General features: G+C 55.4%; 20 protein-coding genes. 9 read left to right on the top strand and 11 right to left on the bottom strand.

Annotation, left to right across the window (positions count from 1 at the left end; all coding sequences use genetic code 11):
• The first annotated feature begins 78 nt into the window (after window positions 1-78).
• The gene (locus tag J4859_RS07095; protein ID WP_212334655.1) at window positions 79-636 is read left to right on the top strand and encodes a macro domain-containing protein; all 558 of its coding nucleotides are present in this window, start codon (window positions 79-81) and stop codon (window positions 634-636) included.
• Here J4859_RS07095 and J4859_RS07090 read toward each other — a convergent pair.
• Window positions 617-1,495: a LysR family transcriptional regulator gene (locus J4859_RS07090; RefSeq protein WP_212334653.1), complete on the bottom strand. Its 879-nt coding sequence runs from the start codon at window positions 1,493-1,495 to the stop codon at window positions 617-619. The two genes, J4859_RS07095 and J4859_RS07090, sit on opposite strands and share 20 nt — an antisense overlap.
• A gap of 118 nt (window positions 1,496-1,613) precedes the next feature.
• Here J4859_RS07090 and J4859_RS07085 point away from each other — a divergent pair, with 118 nt between their 5' ends.
• Window positions 1,614-2,579 (top strand): DMT family transporter, encoded by a 966-nt coding sequence (locus J4859_RS07085; protein WP_212334651.1) that lies wholly within the window; start codon window positions 1,614-1,616, stop codon window positions 2,577-2,579.
• Here the strand turns inward: J4859_RS07085 and J4859_RS07080 are convergent.
• Entirely contained in the window at window positions 2,553-3,233 is a 681-nt protein-coding gene (locus J4859_RS07080; RefSeq protein WP_212334649.1) for a YdcF family protein, read from the bottom strand. The genes J4859_RS07085 and J4859_RS07080 overlap by 27 nt on opposite strands.
• Window positions 3,234-3,387: 154 nt before the next feature.
• Here J4859_RS07080 and J4859_RS07075 point away from each other — a divergent pair, with 154 nt between their 5' ends.
• Window positions 3,388-3,858: a hypothetical protein gene (locus tag J4859_RS07075; RefSeq protein WP_212334647.1), complete on the top strand. Its 471-nt coding sequence runs from the start codon at window positions 3,388-3,390 to the stop codon at window positions 3,856-3,858.
• Here J4859_RS07075 and J4859_RS07070 read toward each other — a convergent pair.
• The gene (locus tag J4859_RS07070; protein ID WP_212334645.1) at window positions 3,855-4,325 is read right to left on the bottom strand and encodes a hypothetical protein; all 471 of its coding nucleotides are present in this window, start codon (window positions 4,323-4,325) and stop codon (window positions 3,855-3,857) included. The genes J4859_RS07075 and J4859_RS07070 overlap by 4 nt on opposite strands.
• A 470-nt stretch (window positions 4,326-4,795) precedes the next feature.
• Here J4859_RS07070 and J4859_RS07065 point away from each other — a divergent pair, with 470 nt between their 5' ends.
• Window positions 4,796-5,044 carry a hypothetical protein gene (locus J4859_RS07065; RefSeq protein WP_212334643.1) on the top strand — a complete coding sequence of 83 codons (249 nt, stop codon included), beginning with the start codon at window positions 4,796-4,798 and terminating at the stop codon, window positions 5,042-5,044.
• 1,133 nt (window positions 5,045-6,177) lie between these two features.
• On the opposite strand, the gene J4859_RS07060 is transcribed toward J4859_RS07065, so the two are convergent.
• Together J4859_RS07060 and J4859_RS07055 are read right to left on the bottom strand one after the other, a co-directional pair.
• On the bottom strand, window positions 6,178-6,543 hold the full coding sequence (locus J4859_RS07060; RefSeq protein WP_212334641.1) for a hypothetical protein: 366 nt from the start codon (window positions 6,541-6,543) through the stop codon (window positions 6,178-6,180).
• Between the two features lie 9 nt (window positions 6,544-6,552).
• Window positions 6,553-6,891 carry a hypothetical protein gene (locus tag J4859_RS07055; protein ID WP_212334639.1) on the bottom strand — a complete coding sequence of 113 codons (339 nt, stop codon included), beginning with the start codon at window positions 6,889-6,891 and terminating at the stop codon, window positions 6,553-6,555.
• A gap of 440 nt (window positions 6,892-7,331) precedes the next feature.
• Between J4859_RS07055 and J4859_RS07050 the strand changes: the two genes are divergently transcribed.
• Together J4859_RS07050 and J4859_RS07045 are read left to right on the top strand one after the other, a co-directional pair.
• Window positions 7,332-8,582 (top strand): DUF349 domain-containing protein, encoded by a 1,251-nt coding sequence (locus J4859_RS07050; RefSeq protein ID WP_212334637.1) that lies wholly within the window; start codon window positions 7,332-7,334, stop codon window positions 8,580-8,582.
• A gap of 40 nt (window positions 8,583-8,622) precedes the next feature.
• Entirely contained in the window at window positions 8,623-9,465 is an 843-nt protein-coding gene (locus J4859_RS07045) for a carbon-nitrogen hydrolase family protein (protein ID WP_256436851.1), read from the top strand.
• Between the two features lie 63 nt (window positions 9,466-9,528).
• Here J4859_RS07045 and J4859_RS07040 read toward each other — a convergent pair whose 3' ends face one another.
• From J4859_RS07040 to J4859_RS07025, 4 genes are read right to left on the bottom strand one after another with little or no spacing between them, the layout of a single operon-like run.
• Window positions 9,529-10,239 carry a 5'-methylthioadenosine/adenosylhomocysteine nucleosidase gene (locus J4859_RS07040; RefSeq protein WP_212334633.1) on the bottom strand — a complete coding sequence of 237 codons (711 nt, stop codon included), beginning with the start codon at window positions 10,237-10,239 and terminating at the stop codon, window positions 9,529-9,531.
• A 21-nt stretch (window positions 10,240-10,260) separates the two neighbouring features.
• Window positions 10,261-10,749, bottom strand: coding sequence for an S-ribosylhomocysteine lyase (locus J4859_RS07035; protein WP_212334631.1), 489 nt, complete (start codon window positions 10,747-10,749; stop codon window positions 10,261-10,263).
• Window positions 10,750-10,763: 14 nt separating this feature from the next.
• The gene (locus J4859_RS07030; protein WP_212334629.1) at window positions 10,764-11,573 is read right to left on the bottom strand and encodes a mechanosensitive ion channel family protein; all 810 of its coding nucleotides are present in this window, start codon (window positions 11,571-11,573) and stop codon (window positions 10,764-10,766) included.
• A gap of 1 nt (window position 11,574) precedes the next feature.
• A complete protein-coding gene (locus J4859_RS07025; protein ID WP_212334620.1) occupies window positions 11,575-14,064 on the bottom strand; it encodes an ATP-dependent helicase in 2,490 nt (829 codons plus the stop codon).
• A 398-nt stretch (window positions 14,065-14,462) separates the two neighbouring features.
• Here J4859_RS07025 and J4859_RS07020 point away from each other — a divergent pair, with 398 nt between their 5' ends.
• Together J4859_RS07020 and J4859_RS07015 are read left to right on the top strand one after the other, a co-directional pair.
• Complete coding sequence (locus tag J4859_RS07020) at window positions 14,463-14,975, top strand: hypothetical protein (protein WP_212334618.1); 513 nt, start codon at window positions 14,463-14,465, stop codon at window positions 14,973-14,975.
• 60 nt (window positions 14,976-15,035) lie between these two features.
• Window positions 15,036-16,715 carry an IS1634 family transposase gene (locus tag J4859_RS07015; RefSeq protein ID WP_212334617.1) on the top strand — a complete coding sequence of 560 codons (1,680 nt, stop codon included), beginning with the start codon at window positions 15,036-15,038 and terminating at the stop codon, window positions 16,713-16,715.
• A gap of 145 nt (window positions 16,716-16,860) precedes the next feature.
• Here J4859_RS07015 and J4859_RS07010 read toward each other — a convergent pair whose 3' ends face one another.
• Both J4859_RS07010 and J4859_RS07005 read right to left on the bottom strand, forming a co-directional pair.
• Entirely contained in the window at window positions 16,861-17,988 is a 1,128-nt protein-coding gene (locus J4859_RS07010) for a peptidase U32 family protein (RefSeq protein ID WP_212334615.1), read from the bottom strand.
• 130 nt (window positions 17,989-18,118) lie between these two features.
• Window positions 18,119-19,048 carry an undecaprenyl-diphosphate phosphatase gene (locus J4859_RS07005; protein WP_212334613.1) on the bottom strand — a complete coding sequence of 310 codons (930 nt, stop codon included), beginning with the start codon at window positions 19,046-19,048 and terminating at the stop codon, window positions 18,119-18,121.
• 188 nt (window positions 19,049-19,236) lie between these two features.
• On the opposite strand from J4859_RS07005, the gene J4859_RS07000 reads away from it, so the two are divergent.
• Complete coding sequence (locus J4859_RS07000) at window positions 19,237-19,686, top strand: universal stress protein (protein ID WP_212334606.1); 450 nt, start codon at window positions 19,237-19,239, stop codon at window positions 19,684-19,686.
• Window positions 19,687-19,765 lie beyond the last annotated feature (79 nt).

The following is a 19,765-nucleotide window of genomic DNA, read 5'->3' as shown; positions in this document are numbered from 1 at the left end:
TTGACGTGTGGCGCGGCACTAACGGAAGAGTGTTGGAGTAAGGTGAGAGATGAAGGAATACCAGGGAGGGAGCCTCACATGCTTGCCGTCATTCACGCCTCAGTTGTGGATCAACCCGTCGATGCGATCGTCAATGCCGCTAACGCGGCGCTCGCCGGGGGCGGAGGTGTAGATGCCGCAATCCACGATGCTGCAGGCCCCGAACTCGATCTCGCCTGTCGGGCGATCGGCCACTGCAACACCAGTGAGGCTGTGATCACCCCTTCCTTCAACCTGCAGCGTGCCACCGGCGCCCGCCACATTATCCACACTGTAGGCCCGATCTATGCACGCTATAGCCGCAAGCGCAATGCGGAACTGCTGGAGGCCTGCTACCGCAATTCCTGTGAGATGGCGCTCGAATCAAACGATACAAGCCTCGCCTTCTGTTCCATCTCCACCGGAGTCTACGGATATCCGGCGGAGGATGCACTCCCCATCGCGATCAGCACCTTATTTGAGTATGCGGACTCCTTCGATCCGCTGCTCTTCTGCCTCTACACGGCAAGCGAATACCGTCGCGGCGTTTCCATTATCAACTGCGTCGCAACCACCCACCAAGAGGGAGACCGCCTTATTATCGATGCAGTGAAGTGAGCTGCTCCTCCAGAAACGTGGTAAAGACTTCTGCCATGCGCGACAGGTGTGGCCGAACCAACAGGTAGATTTCACGGTACTGCGGTTTTACCAGGTGTTTCGCTATAAGGTGGTAGGGATTACGCTGCAGAATCAGGGACGGTAAGAGTGAGACCCCAAGCCCTGTTTCCACCATTGCCATGATCGCATAGTCATCCCAGGTGACGAATTTGACGTTGGGCTTGAGCCCTGCTGCAGCAAAGATGCCAGAGACCTCACTGTCCCCGCTCTGCTGCAGAAGCATAAAGGGGTCCTGACATAGGTCCTTAAGTGAAACGCAATCTACCTGTGCAAGCGGATGGTTTTGGGGCACTACCGCGAGCATCTCATCAGAGGCCAAGCGGCGCGAGCGCACAGAGTGCTTCGGTTTGTCAGCGATGAGCCCGAGATCGACCCTGCCCTCCTGGGTCCAGCGCTCAATCTCCTCAAAGTCCCCCATCATCAGCTCATAGTCGACGCTCGGATAGTGCACCCTGAATTGCGCGATGATGCAGGGCATCCAGTGCGTCGCCACGCTCGAGAAGCACCCAATCCGGATGGTCCCCACCTTGAGTCCGCATACCTCATGGACTTTCGCCTGCAGCGTCCGGTCCTTTTCCACCACGTCCCGCACCAAAGGTACGATCCGCTCGCCCTCGGCGGTGAGCTTGACGCCGCGGCGGCTCCGCTCAACGATCCGCACGCCCCACCCCTGCTCCAAATCGGCAATCATGCGCGAGATACCCGACTGGGAGTACTGACACACCTCCGCCGCTCTTGAAAAACTCCCTTGGTCAACGACCTCGAGCAAGGCCCGATATTTCTGAATCGTAGGATCCATCGGCAAGTCCTTTATCTATGAGGAATATTCATACTACACTTGCATTATATGCGCTTTTCAAGTAGCGCTATGGCGTGCACAATAGGGTCGCTCAAGCGAGGGGAAGGGAGCAATCAGGATGCGGAAGCCTCTGATTCGGTACGTATTGGCGCTGCTGTTATTCGGTTCGAACGGTATTGTCGCAACTCACATTTTCCTGCCTTCCGCACAGATCGTCCTGTGCCGCACCTTCCTCGGCAGTTCTCTTCTCGCGTTGATTCTGCTTCTACAGGCGCACCGCAACGACACTGAGTTCGCCTCCCCCGCCCACCTCAAAGAAGCCCTCTTCCTGCTGCTTGGCGGAGCAGGCCTGGGTGGCGGTTGGATCTTCCTCTTTCAGGCCTATACCTTAGTCGGCGTCGGGATCGCCTCACTGGTCTACTACATAGGACCGGTGCTGGTCATGTTAGTCAGCCCGCTGCTCTTCCATTCCCATCTCGGCACCAAGAAACTGTTAGGGTTTGCCGCAGTGGTCGCCGGCACCCTCTTGGTGATGGGCCAAAACGCCTCAGGCTCCCTCAATTCCTTCGGTCTCGCAAGGAGCTTCATGAGTGCCATCATGTATGCGACGATGGTGATCGCCGACAAGAAGGTCACCCACATCAAAGGATTGGAGAACGCCGCAATCCAGCTCTTCGGGGCCTTCTTCACCGCCCTGCTCTACGCTCTGGCAACCGGCCAAGCAGCTCCTCAGCTTGAGCTGAACGATATTGCCCCGATCCTGATCCTCGGCCTCGTGAACACCGGCCTCGGATGCTACCTCTACTTTTCCGCAATGAATGCACTGAGCGTCCAGACGGTTTCGGTCTGCGGCTACCTCGAGCCGCTTTCCGCTGTCGTCCTCTCCGTGATCGCCCTACATGAGCCGATATCGCTCTTGCAGGCCTTCGGCGCTGTGCTGATCCTTTCCGGAGCCGCCTTCCCAGAGCTCTCCGACCACCTGTCAGGCCACAAAATCCATCACAGAAGATTTTCTGCGCGGGCCCAGACCGTGCTCAAAGCCGGTAATACGCAGGCATTACCAAGAGCTCACATCGCTCAGTAACTGTTCAGTATAGCCCTGCCGTGCCAGCTCATGGGCTGCGGAAAGTACCACCTCTGGGATCTCCACAGGATCCTGCCATCCCCGGCTCGGATAGATGAGGTTACGTTGGGTGTCTCCTACCAATATCGAGATAAACTCATGCTTTGAAATCGGTGCTCGTCCGCTTTCATACCAGTGAGCATACTCCTCGTAGGTAAGAGGCAAAGACGAGATAATAAAGTCAAGCTCCGGCCACTGGCAGGTGAGGGTGACGCGGGTACGTAATGCGCGATAGGGGCGCTCGATTACCAGCAGTTTCTTCTCCTCGAGGCCCTCCTGCTTTAAAAGTTTCTGGGTATTTCGGATGTTCTCTGCGGTATTGCGGGACTTGTTTTCCCTGAGTATTGCCGAAGCCGGTACCTGCTCTTGCTCTGCAATTCGGGCAAACCGATCCGCTTCCGACTCATGCCAGAGGCGCTTGGTGATGCGTCCCAAGCCTCCGGTGAAGACGATCTTCGATGACCAGCCCTGCCGACAGAGCTTTGCAGCATAGTGTGCGACCCGCTCATCGTGGCTGCCAAACACTAGCATTGCGGCGCAGTGTTCAAGTTTGTTAGAGGAGATCTGATACTCAAAGAGCAGCTGCGCCAACCTATCGACCTCAGCGCTATCCATCGCACATATCCTTTCCGCACCGATAAGATTCATGCAAACAAGGCTACCGCGTGCCAATATCGCAACGGTAAAAAATTATTGAATCCTCATGGCCTTTAAGCTTCGCTTCCACGGCAAGAGGATAATGAAGGCTCACCGAATGAAAGGATTATCCATGAGCGTCTGGCGCCTGTGCCTTATAACCATCTTGAGTTGTGCCCTTGCCCTCTTCGGACTGACTGCCTGCGGGCAGGAGGACGATACCGAAGATTCCTCGCTCGAAACACTGACGCTCAACATTCAATGCAACGAATCTCTGATTGTGACCCTCGACTCTTCCTCGGGCCTTAACCTCCTGCAGCAAGGTGTCAACTTTATCGTCACTCGCGGCGACGACACCGTGGCACGGGGTACCCTGCAATCGGAAGCCACCTTTGAAGAGTTCAAGACTAACTTCCAGGATAGTGAGACGTATGAAGAACAGACCATTAACAACTACCAGGTGTGTGTGGTGCACGAGGACGACATCTACGAAGCGCTGATCAGCGTGCCTGACGCGTCAACGCATATCCGTCTGGTCGGCTACAACGGATCAGATACCATGCAGGAAGTGCTCAAAGCACTGCAGATTACCAAGGCTTCCTAAGCGGGTAGGTTATTCAAGGCGTCTTTAATTGAAGCGATTGCAGTATCCACCGAGCCCCGCGCCCGTTCAATCTTAGCCTGGACCAAGATATCCGCGACTGCACCATCCAGGAAGAAATCTGCAAACGTGAGGAACCCGTCCACATTCAGGTGGATTGAATCTACGCCCGGGAGATTGCCCAGCTTCTCCGAGAGAACCTGCACATCCAACTTGGCCTGCGCAATCTGTTTCTTCGCATCGTTGATGCGGGCATACTTCATTGCTCCAGAGATAATGTTACCGCCGAAGAGATCGACCATTCCCCAGCCGCTCGCCTTTGTAAGGCTCTCGCGCGCCACCTGAAGGCTTGCAAGCGCCTGGTTTCCCGCCTCACGGGCTTCTGCTATCTGTACCTCATCAGGATAGCTGTAGATACCGTCGTCCTCGTCGTAGCTATCGTCGTTTTGGTAGTTCTTATCGTCGTCCATGGTTCAGTCTCTCAATCGTTTGCAGCTTTCAGTCGTAACGATACCACTCATACCCATGTGCAGCTCTATTCTCTACAGGTGCTGGTAGGGGTAGCGAAGTTCAATGTGCACAGTCTCCCTTGGCTTGAGGCTGTGTAACCGTTCCGAAGGCACCTCATCCATCCGCCGTATCTATTTCAATCAGTGTGGCATGGCGGAAAGCGGGAGCAACCGGCGTCGCCACCAGTGTACCCTCTTCATTTGCCAGATGGCCTGGCACAATCACAAAGGAATCGTCGGAAGTGACCTACTTCTGATCTGCAGTGTATGCCTAGCTGGCAGGCTCACACTGTACAGGTGTGAGAAGAGATGCGGCGGGTGTCTGTACAGCGTCTAGTTCATGCGCCAGCACGCATGTGAGGCGATAGCGTTAAGGCTTAAGTTGTTGCGCGCCGTCGGCAAACACTTCACAAAGAGCCTAGCCAGCCACGATGGGGCAGGCTCATTCAAGATGGTGTTCCCTCAAGCAGCGCAGTGCCCACAACATCTGTGTGCGGGGGCTCTCTAACCTACAGCTCTGCGTTGTCTACGGCGTAGACGAGCTCGGCGCGACGGTAAGAGCCACTATGCAAGCGGCCTGGTCAACCTCGGCGCAGCGCACGTCACAGGTCAACTCCATGCACTTGCAGCTTAAGCACTTCATGGATCGCATCCGCAAGGTCTCGACCAAGCATCTCTAACACTACCCAGAGTAGTTCTGCTACAAGGAGCAGTTTCGCAAATCGGACGGCGATAAGCGCGAGCAGATCTACAGGCACAAGTGAGACGGTGTCTACCACACCACCCAGAGAGGCTACGTGGGCATGCCGATTGCGTTCCTTAAGTACTGGGAGCAGGCGACATGACCTCATATCCACAGTGGTCTAACAGAGTCAAACATTTTGAGCAGGCAGCACACAGCGTGCAGCTCCAGCTACCTCATCGAGCCGAATTAATCATCGTTTCCCTAGACTGTTAGGATAGAAGAAAGAGAGGCAAGCAGCGGAAGTCTGCTTGCCTCTCCTTTACTCATCTCTATCGTCTAGGGGCACTCCCTTAGACCTTACCTAATACTTTGGACTCTCCTCCTTTAGTTCTTCCACCTTCTCGTGAAGTGTGAAAGTCCCAACTGGAACAAAACCCTTTGCAACGTTTAGCTGTCCAACGGACTCAACTCATTTCTGAACACGCGACTCCGTTGCAAATACAAAGCAGATCAGATATCAGATAAATTCTCGACCCACATTACCTCTCAGAACTCCAATTGAAAGCTTTGGAACCGTCTTCGGGTCACCGATGCTCTATCTCAAACACTTCACGTGATTTTTACTTCTGAGAGATACCGGAGCTTACCCGGCTTAAAGAATCTACATCTGCTCGATCGTCTACCAGACTTTAACTGTCTCGGACAATCAACTTGTGGTGGCAACAACCGAGCCCACCCAAATAAATCAGTGATCCTCGGGCAGACGTACCGTAAAGCAATCATCTATGCCCATCGGACTCACCTCCTTGTTTCTGTCGCTGGCTCTGTCTGCGACGCTTTTTGTCTTCGCTTATAGCGTACCCAAGTCCTACCGTATTATCATCACCTCAGGTCAGCGGTCGTCTTTTGGCGACCAACGGTAAAGTACTAGGTAGAAGGCCTCGTTTTATTACTTGTTACGAGGGTCTACGAGTTAGGTGATTGATTCTCACCATTTGCGCAGGTACGTGCCATTCGACAGCGCCAGATGGCAGACGACCCTTTTCTCCACAGGCTATCTGCCCTCGTCCCGGTGGACCCGGTGCAGGTAGACAAACCAGTCCAGATATGCCTGCAGGCTCTCGAGCTTCATGCAGGCGAAGTGCTCGACATATCCGGTGGATCTATAAGCACAGGTGGTTTACGAGGGCCATCTGCTCGAAGGTAGACGGGGTCGGTAGTGACGGCCTTGTAGCACTCGTCCACGAGCCTGAGGTCTCTGACGAGCGCATTGTGGGCCTTCTCGCAGTCGTGGACGATGGTCGAGCCCTCCCTGATATGCTCCTTGAGTGCCTCGTTGATCTGCTTGGTGGAAGGCTTCCCGTTCTCACTGACGATTGCCAGGGCCTGCTTGTTATGAGTCGATCGCGACGATGACGCAAACCTTGTCCTTGGAGAGTCCCTTTTCCTGGGCTTTCCATCCTCGTGCTCGGCCCGCATGTCCTCGAAGTACATCTCGTCGACTCACACACGTCCCGACAGCATGACACAGTCCTGCCAACCGCCGAGTGTGGAGAAGACCTTGCAGCACATGATCTCGACGATCTTCATGATCTTGTGCAGCGCCAGCTTCGAGTTCGCGAATATGGTCCCGGAGAGCAGGCTGAACCTGGCGCCGCAGGACGGGCAGCGGACCTCATGGCCCCATTTGGCCAGCAGGCCCTCTATCGTGTCCGCGCCGTACTTCTCGCGGCACAGCCGCGAGGCGACTGCGTCCCTCAGCTCGTCGAGCCCATCGGCATCCAGGCCGTCGAAGAGAAAGCGCAAGTCGAGGGAACCGCGCTCCATGCGCTCCTCCGACATCCTGGATTCCCGCCTGGGCGGCCACCTCCCGGGATGTCGCCAAACAAAGAAGAAGGTGGCCTCTCAGGCGGCTCTGTTTGGCACAGATATCGTAGCATGAGACGGATGGTTCGACGTTTTATCACCTAACTCGTAGACTCTCGTAATTGCTTGTTATTAAACTGAACCGCTTAAGGGCGCGTGATGTGCTCAGTCGCTCTCCTTATCGCACAACCTTACGGTATGTCCTTATCGCCTAGCACCTATCAGCACCTGCAGTCCCTACATTGTACAATCCGCGCTTATGCCATAAACCTGTCAGTTCCTGATTAGACAGCTTCCTTTCACTTAAATAATTGCTACGAAAAGCGGTACGCGGACGGCTCACGACCACATAAAGACTACTTTCCGTGGTATTCTGTGCTCAAGATCAGTACGCGTTTCAAGCTACAGGAGATCGTATGCTTTCGTCCGAACATGCAAGTGAGGCTACCGCCGATCAGGCGACCGGAGAGGAAACACCTGCAGAACCTATCTCACAGCCAACCGCTGCCGCTCAACCTGCACCCAACCCGTTGAAGGATGCGGATCTTAACCATAAACAGGACCTTATTAATAAACTAAAGCAAGCAGTCGACGCAAAGGATTGGCGCGGTGGCTCATCCCTCTTGCACCCGACCATGAACGAATGGAAGTCAATCCATACCTGGCACATACCGGAAGAGGATCAGCTCTGGAGCGCTTTCCAGGAGCTTAGACATACAATCTATGTCGAGTGCGGAAAAGAGTGCAAGGCTGCTGAGGCTGCCAAGGAGAAGATCTGCCAGGAAGCGCGAACCCTCGCTAACTCCCAGAACTGGAAAGAGACCAGCGAGCGGTTCCACCAGTTGATGGATGAGTGGAAAGCGGTTGGCACGGTTGGACGTGAGGCAAATGAACGCCTCTGGGCAGACTTCAACGGCTCCCGTCAGAAGTTCTTTGCCGCACGCAGCGCCCACTTTGAGAAGATCAACCAGGAGCACGAGCGGGCCAAAGAGAAAAAAGAAGAGCTTATCAAGGAGATCCAGAATCTGCCTGTGCCCAACGACAGCTGGAAGACGCAGCAGTGGAGAGAGCAGTCTAACAAGATCCATGACCTGATGACACAGTGGAGGGCTGCCGGGCAGGCGAATCGTAAAGATAACGATAAGCTGTGGGAGGCATTCAATGCTTCCCGCCAGGCCTTTTTTGAGGCTCAGCACGCCCACTTTGAGAGACTCGATCAGGTCTACGAGAACAATGCGAAGGCAAAGCGTAAGCTGATCGAAACTGCCAAGACGATCTCCGCCACGATGGATTTCAGCCCACAGAATACGCAGACCATGCGTGACCTCGATATCCAATGGAAGCAGATCGGCTTCGCAGGTGCCCATACCGACAACGAGCTGTGGGAAGCCTTCCGCGATGCAAAGGAAAAATTCTGGATTGAGAAGAAGGCATACTTCGAAGAGCGCAACAAGATCCGCAAGGAGAGGTCCGAAGCCGCGATTGATCGGCGTAAAGACCAGATCGCCCACTTGCAGCAACAGATCGATCATCTCAATGCGCAGATGAACGACGACACGATCAGCGAGGATTACCTCGTCAACATGCGAACCTGGATCCAGGAGAAGCAGGACCGCATCAATGAGCTCAATGATCAGATTGCCGACATCACCAAGAAGCTCTCATAGGCCACAATTACACGACTACCAATATTGTTAAGGAACACCCATGCATCTTGCTCTTGCACAGATGAATATATCCCCCTCACTCAACGACAACATGGAGACCACCGAAGCCTATATCCGCCAGGCAAAAGCCGCAGACGCGGACATGATCATGTTCCCCGAGGTTCAGCTCACGCCGTTTTTTCCGACCTATCGCAGAGAGGATTCCCCCTATCGAGACGGCCTTGACCAATGGTGCCTCGAGTTTCAGTCACCTCAGGTGGCTCAACTTTTGGGGATATGCCACTCTCAAGATATCGCTGCTTCCTTTAACCTGTGGATGCGCTGGCCCGATGGCAACGCCTACGACACCTCAATCACTGTCGATCACACCGGTACCCTCGCGGGAGAGCCCGCGCGTATGGTGCACGTGGCGCAGAATAAAGGTTTTTTCGAGGGAGACTACTATGCCCCTTCCCCCTCCGGCTTTATCACCTATGATCTGCCGTGGGGAAAAATCGCAGTTGTAATCTGCTATGACCGCCACTTCCCGGAAAGTATCCGCAGCGTCGCACTCCAAGGAGCCCAGTTAGTGCTCATACCAGCGGTCAACCGGACCGATGAGCCACTCGGGATCTTCGAAGCGGAGCTACGTGCTGCCACCTACCAGAATGGCTGCTATATCGCGCTGTGCAACCGTTGCGGCAAAGAGGTCCCGCAGGAAAGCACCGAGGGGCCGACCTTTGCAGGCCAATCTCTCGTTATTAACCCCGACGGTGAAATCATCGGCAAAGCGGAGGATGCAGAGAGCCTCTTTGTGGCCACGATCGATCTTGCGCAGTCAGATGCTGCCCGCGCCAAGCGGCCCTATTTGCAGCAACGGCGACCCGATCACTACGAACAGTGAGACGCAGGGAGTTCAGCTCACATATGAGCTGAACTCCCTGTTTTCGAACCAGGTGTTTTAAAGTTAGTCAGTCAGATGGGATACCAGGTACTCGACGATCTGTGCACAGTGCTCAGCGGCCTTGTTCTCAAAGGTCCTGTAGTCCATCGAGGAGGAACCGTCTGCCTTATCGGAGATTGCACGGACAATCACAAACGGAACCTTGTTGAGGAAGGCAACCTGCGCGATCGGAGCACCTTCCATTTCGGTGCAGTCCGCATGGAAGGTATCGATGATGCGCTGCTTCTTCTCATCGGATCTCACGAAGAACTCTCCTGAGGCAACTCTGCCGGAGAAGCCCTCGATGTCAGGGGCCACGTTCTTGACCGCCTCGAGCGCCAACTCCTGCAGGTGCTTATCAGCCGGGAACGCGACAGAGCCGATGCCCGGGACCTCACCCGGCTTATAGCCTAAGTTGGTGACGTCCATATCGTGATGGACAGCGTCCTTCGCTACGACGATATCACCGATGTTGATTGCGTTGTTGAGGGAGCCCGCGACACCGGTGTTGATCAGATGCGTGACCCTATAGCGCTCGCAGAGCGTCTGCGCCACCATAGCGGCATTTACCTTACCGACGCCGCACTCGACAACTACGACGTCCGTGCTTCCAAGCTTGCCCTCATAGAAATCGCGCTGTGAGATCGTGGTGGTTTTCGCATCCTTGAGCTGCCCTTTGAGGTAGTTGACCTCAATGCCCATAGCCCCAATGATGCCGACTTTTGCCTGTGCCATATGCGTGTGTCTTCCTTCTCCTTACGCCGCAGGATAGGTGAGGTGTTTGCTATCAATGGTATCAAGCGTCTTCTCAAGATAGCGCTTTGACCACCATTTGGCCTCATTGAGGTCAGAGTCATGCCAGTTACCGCAGTCCTTCGGCGTCGCTCCTGGGATGTCCCCTTCAAAGTTTACGATAAACTCGAAGAGCCGTTTCACTAAGTCCACCATATCCTTGGACTCATAGTCCCCAAAGACGACGAGGTAGAAGCCGGTCCGGCATCCCATCGGCCCGAAGTAGATGATGCGGGAGCCCCACTCATTGTCGTTTCTCAGAAATGTCGCACCTAAGTGCTCGATCGCGTGAACGCCTGCGGTATTCATGACCGGCTCACGGTTCGGGGCAGTCATCCTTAAGTCAAAGGTTGAGACAATGCAGCCGGTGTCCGGGTCCTTGTCTCTGCGTGACAGGTAGACACCGGGCTCCAGCAACAGGTGATTGATCGTAAAGCTTTGAACGGTTTCCATAGGACCTCGCATCCTTAGATTTTAGATGGTGCGGCTGCACCGGTATCCTCAACAGAGAGATTCATAAGCCAGGGAGCCCCGATCAGGGAGCGCAGGACGCGATCCCGTGCCTGATCGACGCTCTTATTTTGTTTGATATGGAATATTGCCTGCGCTTCTATGCCCAGGGCTGAGGAACCTTTGAGCAGCACTGAGGGCTTATCATCTTCGGCTTCCCAGCTCTCTAAGGCTCTCTGTCCCCGCTTCACAATCTCCTGGGTGATGTGATCGATATCCCCGGTCGCCGTAAGGGACAGCGGTACCGTACACTGGCTCACCGCAGAGTCAGAGAGAATCGTCACTGCCGTCTTATTCAAGACAGAGTTAGGGATGAGTTGTACTGACCCTGAGACGTCACACACCTGCGTATGCCTCCACGTCACATCGAGCACGACCCCGACCAGGTCCCCTACTTGGATGTGGTCACCCGGCTTGATAACCTGGCCGAGCATGAGGCCAAGACCGCTGATGATGTTAGAGATCGTATCCTGCAGGCCGAAGGAGATTACCACAGAGGTGACGCCTAGGGCGGCGACAAAGGCGGTAGGTTCAACGCCGAAGACCGGCTGTAGGACTGCCAGCAACGCAAAGATCCAAATCAGGCCTTTGATAATGTTGATAAAGATCGAGGCTGCCGGAATACGCGTCGAATCAAATGCCTTGTTCAGGGCTTTGACAACAATCGTCTGGATCAGGTAAGCGATCGCAATCGCACAAGCCAAATAGAAACATCGTCCCCCGATGCTCCCCGGGGCAAAGAATTGACCAATATCACTAAAATTCATCTCAACCCTCAATCTTCACTAAGGGGGCAAACCCTTTCATCAACTTCTTGGTCTTGCCGGTCCGTTCAAAGTGCACGCTCACCGTATCCTGGTCAGCCGCGAGGACCACCCCGGGCCCAAAGATCTTGTGTGTGACCTTGTCTCCCTTTTTGAGCTCTGAGGCTACCCGCTTACGCTTAGTTTGGTCAGCCAGACGCTGGGATTCAAGGTACTGGCCTTGCGTCTGTGCATTGCCGGCATTGGTGGAACGCGTATAGGAGCCAAAGACATGCCCGCCGTAGACCTCGGAGCCTCGTCCGCTACCGTAGGTGCCACGCCGGTCTCCCCGTTTCTCCCAACCAACGCCACCGAAGCCTTGTGATCCGACACCGACATTCTCCACATCCTCACGCGGGATCTCATCGATAAAGCGACTCTTCGGATTTGCGGTCATCGTACCATACTGGCGTCTCGTCACCGCATAGGTAAGGTAAAGCCGCTTCTGTGCACGGGTGATCGCGACATAGGCAAGTCTGCGCTCCTCTTCCAATCCAGCCGGATCCTGCTCATGGCCGGAGTGCGGGAAGATGCCTTCCTCCATACCCACGACAAAGACGACCGGGAACTCCAGACCTTTTGCCGAGTGTATGGTCATGAGCGTCACCGCGCTTGTGGAGCCGGAGAGCGCATCCAGATCGCTTCTAAGTGCCAACCACTCCATGAAGGCAGGAAGCTGTTCGGATGCCGGCGGCTGCGCTGCGGGATTCGTCGACGAAGGCTGCGCTGCAGGTTCCTGCTGATCAGGGGTACCTGCCTCCGCTGCGTCGATCGCTCCGGCTTCTTCCAATTGCTTCAGGCTCTCAAGTGTAGCCTCTGCGTCATCGTGCGTCTCGTCGAAGTCACTCGCTACGCTGAAAAACTCTTTGATGTTTTCGATACGACTGTCCGCCTCGTCGGTATGCTCTGCCTCCAAAGATTGGATCAGTCCGGTCTTATCGATGATCATCTGCACGACCTGGACCAGTTCGCCTGAATAGGTGCGTGCTTCGTGGATGATATTGACGAAGCTCGCAAGGGAATTGCGGGCACGGGCGCCTAAGACCCCAGCATCACCCGCACAGGCCTCACAGGCGCTGAAGAAGGAGATGCCCTGCTTGGTGGCGTACCCCTGAATCTTGGCAATCGAGGTGGAGCCGATACCGCGGCGCGGAGTATTGATCACACGGCCGCAGCTGACATCGTCGTTGGGATTGACAACCAGCTTCAGGTATGCCATCACATCTCTAATTTCCGCACGGTCAAAGAAGCGGGTGCCTCCGACGATCTTATAGGGAACGCCGGCGCGCAGCAGCATATCCTCGTGTACACGGGACTGTGCATTGGTGCGGTAGAAGACCGCCACATCGTTGTAGCTCGTCCCCTTGTCATGGAGCTTCTCGATCTCTGCGCCGACCCAACGCCCTTCGTCACGCTCATCGGCAGCCTGGTAAACTCTGACCTTCTCGCCATCTCCCCGGTCGGTAAACAGCTTCTTTGCGGTGCGGTGTGAGTTGTGGGCCACCACCGCATTCGCAGCATGCAGGATATGCCCAGTAGAACGGTAGTTCTGTTCCAGCTTGACGATCTTGGCATCCGGATAGTCCTTCTTGAAGGAGAGGATGTTTCTGATATCGGCGCCTCTCCAGGAGTAGATGCTCTGGTCATCGTCGCCCACGACCATCAGGTTGCAGTGCGCCGAGGCAAGCAGATTGGTCAGGGCATACTGCACCGCGTTGGTGTCCTGATACTCATCCACGCTGATCTGGATGAAGCGGCGCTGATAGCGCTGTAAGACATCCGGATTGTTCCGCAACAGCTTCAAAGCGTTGAGCAGCAGATCGTCGAAGTCCATCGCATTGGAGCGGGAAAGCTCCTGATCCAGGGCGCGGTAGACACGACCCGCTTTCTGATCGAGCGGATTGTCGCTTGCAGAGAGCTCATCAGGGCTTCTCAGTGCATTCTTCGCATTGGAGATCCTGGAACGGATCGCATTGACCGGATAGCGCTTCTTATCGATATCCATCCGGTCCATGATCGCCGTAATCAAGCGCTTTGAATCGCTGTCATCGTAGATAGAGAACTGACTCGTATAGCCAAGCCGATCCCCGTCCTCACGCAGCATCCGGACGCACATTGCATGGAAGGTGCAAACCCACATGCCACGGATACCACCGGGAACCAATGCCTGCAGACGTTCCCGCATCTCATTGGCAGCCTTGTTGGTGAAGGTGATGGCCAAGATCTGCCAGGGGCGGACGCCCTCATCAGCAATCACGTGTGCAATGCGAGTCGTCAGCACCCGCGTCTTACCTGAGCCTGCCCCGGCAAGAACCAGCAGCGGCCCCTTGGTGCATAGCACCGCTTCACGCTGCTGTGGGTTCAGGCTCGAAAGGTCGATGGCTGGTTTGTTCTGTCCACCTTCGGATTCATTCACATCGTCGCTTGAATAATAATTATGCGCTGTCAGTAGCATGTCCTCTAACTCCTGAAAAACAAGTCATATTCCCGAAGGTTAAGTGTAGCGGGCAGAACCGACGAAAAAAAGGAAAACGGCCAGGCTTCAAGCAAAAGGCGCACATCCAAGCATCACTCATGCAGGACCCCTGCTGACCATCCAAGCATAAATACCCATCGCCCAGGTGAAAGCAAGAAAGTTGCATCAATACTGTAGCCGCTACACTCCACTCTATACTACCTGCATCGTATACTACCTGCATCGTCTCAATGGGCCCGTCTTTAGCGTTTAGCACCACGATTCTTCAGGACCCGGGACATGGCCCGGAACCGCAAAAGCCAGCCCTGAGCTGGCTTTTTTCATGCCTGTATGCTTGATCCGGAAATCGCTCCCTGATAGAATATATACATGGTGCTATGGTGCTTTACGTTGACAGGGAGTGGCAGATGGCCTACTTCCTCAAGCAGACGCGCAACAAGAAGGGGCTTTATCTCCAGATCTACGAGAGCCACTGGGACCCCGAGCGAAGGCATACCGCGCACAGGTCCGTGAAGGCGCTGGGCTATGCCGACGCGCTGATGGAGAAGGGCATCGCCGATCCCGTCTCCCATTACAAGCGCGAGGTGGCCCGCATGAATGCCGAGCGCAAGGCCGGCATGGAGAGGGAGAGGGTGCGGGAGATCTCCGATGTCCCGGCGACGAGGCATCTCGGCCACTTCGCCCTGAAGGCAGAGGACACGGCGCTTGTAGCTGCAGGCGACATGGCGCTGCTCCAAACCCCCTCGGGCTTGCGCTTCTCGCTGCACGATCTCCTCTCCTCGCTCGTCTATGCGAGGGCCGTCGCCCCCTGCTCGAAGCTCAGGACATTCGAGGGCGTGCTGCCCCAGATGGAGGGCATCGATGCGCAGTTCACGCTGGACCAGCTCTGAGACGGACTCGCCTATCTGGGCGATGAGTACGACAAGGTCGTCGAGATCTACAATGCGCACGTGGAGGAGGCCTTCGGCCACGACATGTCCTTGGCCTACTTCGATTGCACGAACTTCTACTTCGAGATCGACCGCAAGGACTCCTTCAGGAGGAAGGGCCCCTCGAAGGAGCACAGGCCGAAGCCGACAGTCGCGATGGGTCTTCTCCTCGACGCCAACTGCATCCCGGTGGCGATGAGCCTGTTTCCCGGCAACGAGAGCGACAGGCCGCAGCTGGGGAGATGCATCGCCCAGATGAAGGAGAGGGGCTCCATATCCGGCAGGACCGTGAGGGTCGCCGACAAGGGGCTCAGCTGCGCAGCCAACATCGCGGAGGCGGTGCTTGCAGGGGACGGCTACATATTCTCGAAGTCGGTGAAGGCGCTCCCTGCCAAGGAGCGCACGTGGGCGCTCTCGGGAGATGGCTGGACGGACGTCGCCGACGGGAAGGGCGAGACATCGTTTCGCTACAAGATGGCGGACGGCGACTTCGAGTACACGGTAGAGGGAGAGGACGGAAGGAAGAGGAAGGTCAGCCTCCCCGAGAGGCGCGTCGTCACGTACAGCCCATCTCTTGCCAGGAAGCAGAAATACGAGATAGACCGGCAGGTGGAGAAGGCGAGGTCGCTTAAGGCCGCAGCCGCGAAGAGGTCCGACTACGGCGACAGCGCGAAGTATGTCACGTTCTCCCCCGTCGACGCCGAGGGCGAGCTCAGGGAGGACATGAAGGTCGCGGCCACCTTAAACCACGAGGCGATCAGGAAGGCCAGGGCCCTTGCCGGCTACAGCATGATCGTGACCTCGGAGACCAGGATGGAGCCCCTGGCCATATACAGCACCTACCACAGGCTCTGGAGGATCGAGGAGAGCTTCAGGGTGATGAAGTCCGAGCTCGATGCGAGGCCTGTCTACCTTCAGAGGCAGAGCACGATATCGGGCCACTTCCTCGTCTGCTACATCGCGGTCCTGCTCATGAGGCTCCTGCAGATGAAGGTGCTGGGAGATAAGTTCTCCTCCAGAGACATCATGGGGCTCTGTCGCGGCCTCGATGTGTGCCGCACCTCGGAGAGGAGGTATGCCAACATATCCAGGAGAAGCCCCATCATCGAGGAGCTGGCGTCAAGGACAGGGCTGCCGCTGCTTCACTTCAACCTCACCGAGGGCGACGTGAAGGCGATCTCCTCCTGCACGCTCGCCCATGCTGCGCGGCGAAGGGAAAGGCCCCTCTGCCGGCAGGAAGCGCGACTGAAGGGCCTCATAGCACCATATCGGGGATCGAAAAACCAAAGTCCGGTATACTACCTGCATCGTCTCAATGGGCGAACTGTACCAATAAGAATGGAGAGAGCCATGAAGAGTCAAACAGATGATCAAACCGGACAGGAATCTATCGTCAAGGCCGACGCCAAGCGCTCAAAATTACAGTCATTCAAACTGAGAGCCATAGTCATTGCGATCATCAGTATTATTGTCGCAACCATCGCACTCTGCATGCTGGTATATGGAGGCATTGAGTCAGTCACCCCATCAGCACAGGCAACCTACTCTTCCTCAGTGCAAAATCTTACGGCCCCGATAGCACAGGCACAGTTCGCTGCGACGGTTTCGCTCTTCTTCGCGATCGTCTCTTCGTCGATTGCCTCAATTTCCGTCGTATTCTGGATACTTTCAAGCCTGCTGGTTGACTATAGGGAATCATAGCTTTCACGTCACCGTGCCCTATATATGGTGCACTCCATGCGGTGTGAAAAGACTCTGTCTCGATCAGGACGGTATAGTCAAACGAAGCCATCTTCGCGGTAGCTTTGTTGTTAACAACGCAAATCAAAGTAGTACCTTGAGCGTCCTACTCAACATCCTGCGCCAGCATGTCCAGTGTCTCAAGTGACAGCTCACTGGTGAAACGGTACCGGGCAGAGGTAGCATGAACTGCCACACACGGTACCCACCCCTGTGTTTTCTCGTCCCACTGTTCAAGATCAGTGAGCGAGATGGCTCTGATTGGATGATGAGGAGAAAGCACCACCAACGGCTCTGTCATATCCGCCTTGTTGCGCGATACAAACTCTGTCCACCGATTTCCCCCATCGTCTGCATACGTCTTGGTGATCGATCCAATAAAGAGACGGTCGCGGATGTAGTCTTCCCCTCTTCCAAACGCTCCCACCTGTTTGGGTTGCCCGAAGTAGAAGCCGGTGCTGTAGGGTCGATGGCTCACCTTGTCCAATTCAGAACGCCACAGTTCAGGATCTTCCCCGTCAAGAACATGGCGATAGGCATTCGTGACGCAGCCCACGTAGTAGGCGCCCTTGTTGCGTCCCTCGATCTTGAAGGAATCGATACCAGCATCCTGCAGCTCTTCGAGATGGTCGAGCATGCACAGATCGCTGGCGGACAAGACATAGGACCTACCACCTTCCTCCTCAACCGGCAGAGCCCGCTGGGGATCGTCGCCCTCGGCGATCCTCCAGTTCCAACGGCAGGGTTGCGTGCAGGCGCCTCTGTTTGCAGAGCGTTCAGGCCCGACCAATGCTGCGGACAGCAGACATCTTCCCGAGTACGCCATGCACATCGAGCCGTGCACAAAGGTCTCCAAGGTGAGCGTCGGGGGCAAGGCGGCCTTCATGCGTTTGATTGCCTCGATGCTCAACTCGCGTGCCACGACAATTCGCGAAGCTCCAAGCGCGGCATAGGCCCGTGCGGCCTCTGCATTCATTACGGAATCCTGCGTTGAGACGTGCAGTTCAACCTGCGGGGCATATTTCTTCCACAGGCGCATTACGCCGAGGTCGGCGACGATGATCGCATCCACCCCGACCGACTGGATCCAGCGCAGATATCCAGGCAGCTCTGCGATGTCCTCGTCGCTCATCATGGTATTGAGTGTGAGATGTATCTGCACGTTATGTGCATGTGCATAGGAGACCGCCCGCTCCAACTCCTCTGGGAAGAAGTTGTCCGCTGCGGCACGCATACTCCAGCGCTTTCCTGCTAAGTAAACTGCATCCGCACCAAAATGGATAGCCTCGCGCAATTGCTCGGAGCCACCCGCTGGTGCTAGTAATTCAGGTTTTGCAGTGTTGGTTCTCTCGGTCATGAACGTGTTAAGCCGTCAGGGCGAAGTAAGCGATAACAACGATACCGAGGATGATGCGGTACCAACCGAACGGCTTGAAGTCGTGCTTCTTCACAAAATTCATCAAGAAGCGGATCGCAATCAGCGAGACCAGGAAAGCTACGATGCAGCCAACACCCAGAATCGCGGCTTCCTCGCTTGTAGAGACATTGCCCTTAGAGAAGAAGCGGAATAGTTTCAGCCCTGAAGCGCCGATCATCACCGGCACTGCCAGATAGAAGGTGAACTCAGCCGCGACGCTGCGGGAGCAGTTGAGCAGCAGGCCACCGATAATGGTGGAGCCGGAGCGTGAAGTGCCCGGGACGAGGGACAGGACCTGGAAGCAGCCGATACCGAACGCGGTTTTCCAAGGCATATCCTGCACCCGCTGGACCGCGGCTTCGCTGTCTGCGAGCTCGGAAAGGTTGTTCGTATCTTCCACCTCAGGCGCTGCCATATGTTGGGGGCGTGCGCCTCCTCCTTCGAGGATCCTCTTCACTTTGCTCTCGCGGACGTTTTCGATAATGATGAATAGAACACCGTAGACGATAAGTGCTGCCGCAATCACAAAGGGGCTGGACAGGTGATCGGTCATCCAGTCATTGAAGGGAACGCCGATAATCGCTGCCGGCAGGCAGGCGACAATGATCTGCCCCCACATACGCCAGGTGCGTCTGCGTCCCGCCTTCCCTTTGCTGGGTGAAAACGGATTCAGCTGATAGAAGAAGAGTACAACGACGGCGAGGATTGCCCCGAGTTGGATAACAACGAGGAACATATCCCAGAAATCCGCCGAAACCTGAAGCGGCAGGAACTCGTTCAACAGGAGCATGTGGCCCGTTGATGAGATCGGCAGCCATTCGGTGATACCTTCGACAACACCATAGATCGCGGAAATGATGAGCTCTACTAGATTCACGATGCCTCCCACATTCGCATTGATCTTTTGAAACTCTCTCAAATAACCTAACGTTCTATGATATTCACCGACCGCTCTTGGAAAAGCCGGACCTGCAGGCTTCCTCGTAAAGTGCACGTTTGCTAGGATATACAGGTAGAAAGTGCCCACAATTCATGTGAGGACACGGACAGATCAGGGAGGCACGTATGGCAGATAACAATCTTCTCGACTATGACAAAGTATTCGTCTCGCTCGATGGAACCGAACAGCAGGATAAAGTACTGAAACGTGCCATAAGCATCGCGGCAACCAACTATGCAAGGCTCTATATCGGTCACGTAATCGACTCCACCGCGCTGGAAACCGCCGGTAACTATCCTTTGGAGCTGATCCCGACACTGGAAGCGCAGTTCAGGGATTCCATTGCAGCCCTGCTGAAACAGGCTGAAGGCAACAAAGATATCCAAGAGGTTAAGGTTATCATCCGGGCCGGACGCATCCGTGAGACCTTAAAGGAAGAGATGCTCGACAAGATCGAGCCGGATATCGTGATCTGCGGCGCCCGCGGCCTGTCCTCCATTAAGTATGCGCTTCTGGGATCCATCTCAAGCTACCTGGTACGCGCATCCAAATGCGACGTCTTGGTCGTGAAGTAACGGCCACTCTACAGAAGTGTGAGGAAAAGCCTTTGTGTTGATGCAAAGGCTTTCTTCTTAGCCCTGATACCATGAAGTG

It is taken from the genome of Atopobium sp. oral taxon 416, from assembly GCF_018128285.1.
Lineage (GTDB): Bacteria > Actinomycetota > Coriobacteriia > Coriobacteriales > Atopobiaceae > Olsenella_L.
The sequence above is the reverse complement of the archived record's forward strand: the minus strand, read 5'-3'. Positions and strand labels throughout refer to the sequence as shown.